This window comes from uncultured Campylobacter sp. (assembly GCF_938045405.1).
Lineage (GTDB): Bacteria > Campylobacterota > Campylobacteria > Campylobacterales > Campylobacteraceae > Campylobacter_B.
On the sequence record NZ_CALIMW010000178.1, the window covers coordinates 1 to 6,191 of the forward strand.

A 6,191-nucleotide genomic window follows, 5' to 3' on the forward strand; every position below is an offset into this window, starting at 1 on the left:
ATCGTCGTGGGTGCCGACAACCTAGCCGAGCTTCATAAATGGCGCGATTTTAGCGAGCTGCGGAAATTAGCGGAGTTTGTCGTGCTTACGAGACCCGGCTACGAGATCCCGCGGCAGTGGGCGAGCCTAAAGCGGATCGAGATTGCCGTAGATGCGAGCTCAAGCGGTTTTAGGCGAGATTTCAAAGGCGAAATCCCGCCCAAGATCGCAGCAGAGGTCATAAAATTTTATAAAAGGAAAGATATGCAAGATCCAAAGCAAAGGGCGGAGCGGATCGCCGAAATTTTAAACGAAAAGAAAGCCGAAGACGTCCAGATCATCGATATGGAGGGGCGCGAATATATCGCGAAATTCGTAGTTATCGCCACTATGCTGACCTCCCGCCACGCAGCCTCGCTCATCGAGGAGCTAAAAAGCGTGCTTAAGCCGCTCGGCGAGGAGTTTTTGGCTATCGAAAGCGGCGATGAGTGGAGTGTCGTCGATCTCGGCGACATCATAGTCCATCTCATCAGCGAGACTTACCGCGCCAAATACAATATCGAGGACTTCCTCGACAAGCTCAAAAAAGAGCAATTTTAAGGAGGGAGCGTGCCGAGACAGACCTGGAGCAGCAAGCTCACATATATCTTAACCGTCGCAGGCGCCACGATCGGCTTTGGCTGCACGTGGAGGTTTCCGTATTTAGTCGGCGAAAATGGTGGTGGCGCCTATGTGCTCATATTTTGCATCGCGATGATCGTGCTTGGGATCCCGATGATCTTGGTAGAAAACGTCATCGGACGCCGTGCGCTAAGAAACTGCGTCGATGCCTTCACGGCGCCTAAAAAGGATGGCTCGCGCATAAAGCCCGCATGGAAGATCGTAGGCATCATGGGCGTAATCGGCGCGTTTGGAATTTTGGCCTACTATATGGTCCTTGGCGGCTGGGTGCTAACCTACATAGTAAACATCGTAAGCGGCAACTTCGACCTCTCCGCGCGGATCACCGACCCCGCATTTACGCAGAAATTCTACTCAGATCACATCGAAAATAGCCCGCTCGGCGTCGGAGCTTACACGCTCGTTTTCATAGCGATCAACTGGTACATTTTGAAAAACGGCATCATCGAGGGGATCGAAAAATTCGTAAAATTTCTAATGCCCGCGCTATTTTTGTGCTTCATCGCCGTAATTCTTACAAATTTAACGCTTGAGGGCGCAAAGGAAGGCGTGAAATTTTATCTCAGCGTCGATTTTGCCAAGATCACGCCCAAGCTTTTGATCGACGTTTTGGGACAGGTCTTTTTCGCGCTCTCGCTCGGATTCGGCGTGATGATCACGCTGTCTAGCTTCCTCAACAAAGACGAGAAGCTGATGCAAACAGCCACCATCACCGCAGTCGTAAACACCCTCATCGCCGTGCTTGCGGGCTTTATGATCTTTCCGTCGCTCTTTAGCGCGGGGCTTGAGCCGAGCAGCGGCTCGTCGCTGGTTTTTAAGAGCTTGCCGATCGCGTTTTCGCACATGCCGTTCGGCAACGCCGTCGCGGTGGTCTTTCTCTCGATCCTGCTCATCGCCGCGCTTACGACGTCGATCACGATCTATCAGGTCATCATAAATTTCGTCGAGGAGCGCTTCGGCTTTTCAACGCTAAAGGCGGTAAATTTAACGCTCGGCGGCGTCTTCGTGCTCGGCAACCTACCCTGCATACTCTCAAGCAGCGTGCTTGCGGACGTTAAAATTCTGGGGCGCTCAGTTTTCGACGCCTTCGACTTCGTAAGCGCGAACGTATTTTTCGTGCTAACGGCGCTTCTGTGCTGCATCTACGTGGGCTGGGTGCTGAAAAAGGACGCGATCTACGAGCTCACCAACGAAGGCGATCTCGGCGCAAGACTCGCGGGAGTTTGGTTTTTATACGTCAAATTTATCCTACCGCTCATCATCGCGGTGATCTTCGGGTACGGTATTTTCGGCTAAATTTAAAGCCGCGAGAGTTTTAAAATTTAAATTTGTCCGCGGCGCTGCGGCGGAATTTTAAAATTTCATTCGCTCTGTTACACACACTGCGGCATGAGTTTTTACGCGATGCGGCACACTGCGCCGCAGCTATAATATAAATTTAGCGCAAGCGCGTCCTATCCCCTGTAAGGCGTCGTCGGAGGTTGGGGCGAGCAGAGCGATACGGTGCTGCAGAAGCAGCGCCGTCTCTGCGAGAAGTGCGACCTCGCAACCGGGGCCCCTTCCCGCCCCATAGAAAGCTTGGACGCGTCTAGCGAAGCGGGCGTCGGAATTTTAAAATTTTATCTGCACGTGCCGTGTAAGCGTGATTATAATCGCAAAAAGGCGCGGCGGAATTTTAAAATTTTATTCGCCTCAGCGCAGCGCGTTAAATTTTAGAATTTTAAAATCTATCGCAGCGGCGCCGTATCGCGAGAGATAAAATTTAAAATTTAGCCGCAATTTAGGGGTTTGCAATGCTTCTATTTTTTCTTACGATCTTTCCGATATCGCTGATGCCGGGCATCAACATGACCTACGCGCTAAATCTCGGCATCGCGCGCGGCTATCTTAAGGCGCTGCCCGCGCTACTCGCGCAGGTGCTGGGCGTCACGCTCGTGGCGCTTGCGTGTATATTCGGCGTCGCGGGCATTCTGCTTGCGCACCCTGCGGCGCTTAGCGCGATTAAAATTTTAGGCGGCGCGTATATTTTTTATCTGGGCGTCGCGACCTTTTTAGCGCGCGGAAATTTTAAGCTGCAAAAACAAAAGCGCAGCGAAAATATCTTCCTACAAGGCTTTGTAGTCGCAGTCTCAAACCCCAAGGCGTGGATATTTTTCACCGCACTCTTTCCGCCGTTTTTGGACGCGGACAACCTTTTCGGCGCGCGCACCTTCGCCCTCGTCGCTACGCTGTGCGTAAGCGAAAGCATCTGCCTTAGCATCTACGCGCTGGGCGGAGCGGTGCTAAAAAATCTGCTGAAAACCCACCTGAAATACCTCGAAATTTTCTGCTCGGTGCTGATGTGCGCGATCGGGCTGTGGATGATTTTGGGCTAAAATTTTGATTAAATTTAGCGTCCGAGCTTTGATAGAATTTTATTAAATTGAAAAGAAATATTGCTTCGGCTAAATTCCAAGAAAAATCCCGAAATTTAGCCGCTAGCTTTGAATTAAAATTTTAAGCGATCGACCGCGTACGCTAAACGACGCGGCAATTATCGTCCGTAGCGAACCGGCGGCGCGTTTAGGCGGTTTTGGCTTTGTGTAGCATCGCCGTGCCGCGTCCGCTTAAATTTTAAAATTTAATCTCTGCCGTGAAGCTCGTCGATGTAGAATTTCACCGAGCCGAGACCCTCTTTTTTAGCCCATTCGTAGGCGCTTGAGACGAACTCCCAGTTGATGCCTGCGTAGAATTTCTCCAGATATTTCGGGCGTGCGTTGTGCTCGTCGATGTAATACGCGTGCTCCCAAACGTCCACGACTAGAAGCGGCACGAGCCCTTCGGTCACCGGCGTGGCGGCGTTTTGGGTCGCTTTGATGCAAAGCTTGCCCGATTTCGGATCGTAAGCGAGCCACACCCAGCCCGAGCCGAAATGCGCCGTAGCCGCAGCCAAAAACTCGCTTTTAAAATCCGCAAAATTTTCCGCTAGCGCCGATTTTAGCTCCGCAGACGGCTCGCTAGGCTTTGCGATGCAATCCCAGTAAAAATCGTGGTTGTAAACCTGCGCTGCGTTGTTGAAAAGCCCGCCGCTAGCGGCCGTTACGATCTCGTAAAGCCCCTTGCCCGCGAACTCGCCCGATTCGGTAAGTTTATTTAAATTTGCCACATAGGTCGCGTGGTGCTTGCCGTGGTGATAATCACAGGTTTGCTTGCTTACGACCGCGTTGTGCGCCGCATCGAACGGCAACTCTCTAAGTTTAAACATCTTTCTCTCCTTGAAATGAATTTTAAAGCGATTATAGCCTAAAATTTCTAAACGAATAATAAAATTTATTATTTAGGATTAATTTTAAGATGAATTTCAATCTAAGCCATCGTAATCGCATTTTAAATTTAAAATTTAGGCGGCTTATTAACGCCAAAGCTTTGCTTTCATCCTCATCAGAGCGCTTTTTGTGTGCGACCGAGCGTAGAGCTCAAACTCGCTGGTGGGGCTGTTTGCAAAAGGCGACAGATTCCGCGCACTAATGAGTCCTCGCGGCGCTTTTGGCGATAAATTTCGCTCTCTCGCTTGGATTTTTATCCCTTGCGATACGGCAATGCCGCTTCACCTACGCGATATACACAGGCATCGGTATGATCAGCGCCGTGATGCCGGGCGTATTCCTCCGCTGCGAGAAAATTTCTGCGCGCAAAGCGCCTACTATTTCTCATAATTTCAAGCGCCGTGATGCTGAAATTAATTTAGAATTTTGGCGAATTTAGCTAAGCTTAGCGCTAAATTTAACGCAAAGGAAAACCATGAAAATCATCGAAGGCTCGCTTGCTCTTAAGGGCAGCGAAAAGATCCTAATCATCAACGCCCGCTTCAACCACATCATCACCGATCGCCTAGTCGAGGGGGCGCACGATGCGTTTTTGCGACACGGCGGCAAGGAGGAAAATTTAAGCCTGATGCTGGTGCCGGGCGCTTTTGAGATCCCGCTCGCGCTTGAAAAGGCGCTAAGCTCCAAGCTCTACGACGCCGTCGTCTGCCTAGGCGCGGTGATCCGCGGCTCTACTCCGCATTTTGACTACGTAAGCGCCGAAGTAAGCAAAGGTATCGCAAACACTATGCTAAAATACGGCGCACCCGTGACTTTCGGCGTGCTGACTACCGATAATATCGAGCAAGCGATCGAGCGAGCAGGCTCAAAGGCCGGCAACAAGGGCTTTGAAGCGATGAGCAGCGCGATCGAGCTTCTAAGTCTATTTCGCAACATAAAGGCGTAAAATGGCCACCAGACACCAAGCCAGGCTCGCTGCGATCTCGCTGCTTTACTCCCAAGATATGAACGGCGGCAGCGAGGACTTTGCGGACGAATATCTGGAGGAAAAGCGCATTCGCAACGAGCAGCGCAACTGGACGCTGGCGCTTCTACGCGGCGCTAGCGAAAATCTCGCCGCGGTCGATGCGCTGATAGATGAAAATTTAAAGGAATTCAAGCTCGCCGAAATTTCGGCTCTGGAGCGCGCGATACTGCGGCTCGGGGCGTATGAACTGCGCTTTACGGACACGGACGCGGGTATCGTCATCAACGAAGCGATCAACTCCGCCAAGGAGCTTGGCATCTCGCCAAGATTTATAAACGGCGTGCTGGATGCGCTAAAAGATAGCCCCGTAAACATCGCGGCGGATAAAATTTCCAAGCCGAATATGATGGCAAGCGTAAATTCCGAGCTATCCACGGCGACAAGCGAAAATTTCAAGCCCGCTGCGGCGAAAGATTCCGCTATTTCAGATACGAACGTTGCGGCGAAAAATTTCATCTCCGCAGACACGGACGGCGAGACGAAAAATTTTACTAAGGCAAAGAGGAGCGGCACGCCGAAAAATTCTACGGCGAACAGAAGCAGGCCATCCAAAAAGCCCGCTAATTTAAAAACTCGCAGCGCGTCCGCCAAAAAATCCGCCGCAAGCAAAAAATTTAAAACGGAGGGAAATTTTAAGGCCGGAGATAAATTTAAGACTGAGAAAACGGGCAAAAATTTCAAAACGGGCGAGCGAAGTAAAAATTTTAAGGCAGGCGAACGAGGCAAAGACGTCGCGCCGAAAAGAGGGGGCGCTGATAGAAATTTCAAAGTCGGCAAAAACACAGCACCGAAAAAGAGCGCTGCGGGTAAAAATACTGCGCCGAAAAGTAGCGCGGGGCGCAAAATCTCTACCGCGCCGAAAAAATCTGCTGGCGGCAGAGGCGCCATCTCAAAAAGACCTGCGGGCAGCAAAGGCGCGGCTCACGGCAAGGATAAGCAGTGAAGCTCTGCGTCGCGCTTGATCTGGGCTCGAAGCAGCAGTGCTTGCAGCTGGCGGAGCGGCTGGCGGACTTTTCGGATAAAATTTGGCTCAAAGTTGGGCTACGAGCCTATTTGCGCGACGGAGCGGGATTTATTGAGGAGCTAAAAAAGCTCGGAAATTTTAAAATTTTTCTCGATCTAAAGCTTTATGATATCCCAAACACGATGGCCGACGCTGCCGAGGAGATCGCAAAGCTTGGCGTAGATATGATAAACGT

7 protein-coding genes and 1 pseudogene are annotated in these 6,191 nt (G+C 51.0%); 7 read left to right on the plus strand and 1 reads right to left on the minus strand.

The window, feature by feature from the left end; all coding sequences use genetic code 11:
* The 3 genes from rsfS to Q0140_RS06855 all read left to right on the plus strand — a co-directional run.
* Positions 1-579, plus strand: a 579-nt coding sequence (gene rsfS / locus Q0140_RS06845; RefSeq protein WP_297963146.1) for a ribosome silencing factor, incomplete at its 5' end; no start/stop codon positions are given.
* A 9-nt stretch (positions 580-588) separates the two neighbouring features.
* Positions 589-1,956 carry a sodium-dependent transporter gene (locus tag Q0140_RS06850; protein ID WP_297963149.1) on the plus strand — a complete coding sequence of 456 codons (1,368 nt, stop codon included), beginning with the start codon at positions 589-591 and terminating at the stop codon, positions 1,954-1,956.
* A 497-nt stretch (positions 1,957-2,453) separates the two neighbouring features.
* On the plus strand, positions 2,454-3,035 hold the full coding sequence (locus tag Q0140_RS06855; protein ID WP_050715070.1) for a LysE family translocator: 582 nt from the start codon (positions 2,454-2,456) through the stop codon (positions 3,033-3,035).
* 245 nt (positions 3,036-3,280) lie between these two features.
* On the opposite strand, the gene sodB is transcribed toward Q0140_RS06855, so the two are convergent.
* On the minus strand, positions 3,281-3,904 hold the full coding sequence (gene sodB / locus Q0140_RS06860) for a superoxide dismutase [Fe] (protein WP_297942027.1): 624 nt from the start codon (positions 3,902-3,904) through the stop codon (positions 3,281-3,283).
* Between the two features lie 281 nt (positions 3,905-4,185).
* On the opposite strand from sodB, the gene Q0140_RS12645 reads away from it, so the two are divergent.
* From Q0140_RS12645 to Q0140_RS06875, 4 genes and pseudogenes are all read left to right on the plus strand, one after another.
* A complete protein-coding gene (locus Q0140_RS12645; RefSeq protein ID WP_366112848.1) occupies positions 4,186-4,404 on the plus strand; it encodes an SMR family transporter in 219 nt (72 codons plus the stop codon).
* A gap of 36 nt (positions 4,405-4,440) precedes the next feature.
* Positions 4,441-4,911, plus strand: coding sequence for a 6,7-dimethyl-8-ribityllumazine synthase (gene ribH, locus Q0140_RS06865; protein WP_297963154.1), 471 nt, complete (start codon positions 4,441-4,443; stop codon positions 4,909-4,911).
* A gap of 1 nt (position 4,912) precedes the next feature.
* Positions 4,913-5,287, plus strand: a pseudogene (gene nusB / locus Q0140_RS06870) (transcription antitermination factor NusB); the annotation flags it as partial.
* Between the two features lie 644 nt (positions 5,288-5,931).
* Positions 5,932-6,191 (plus strand): orotidine 5'-phosphate decarboxylase / HUMPS family protein (locus Q0140_RS06875; protein ID WP_297963157.1); only part of this gene is annotated, 260 nt, incomplete at its 3' end.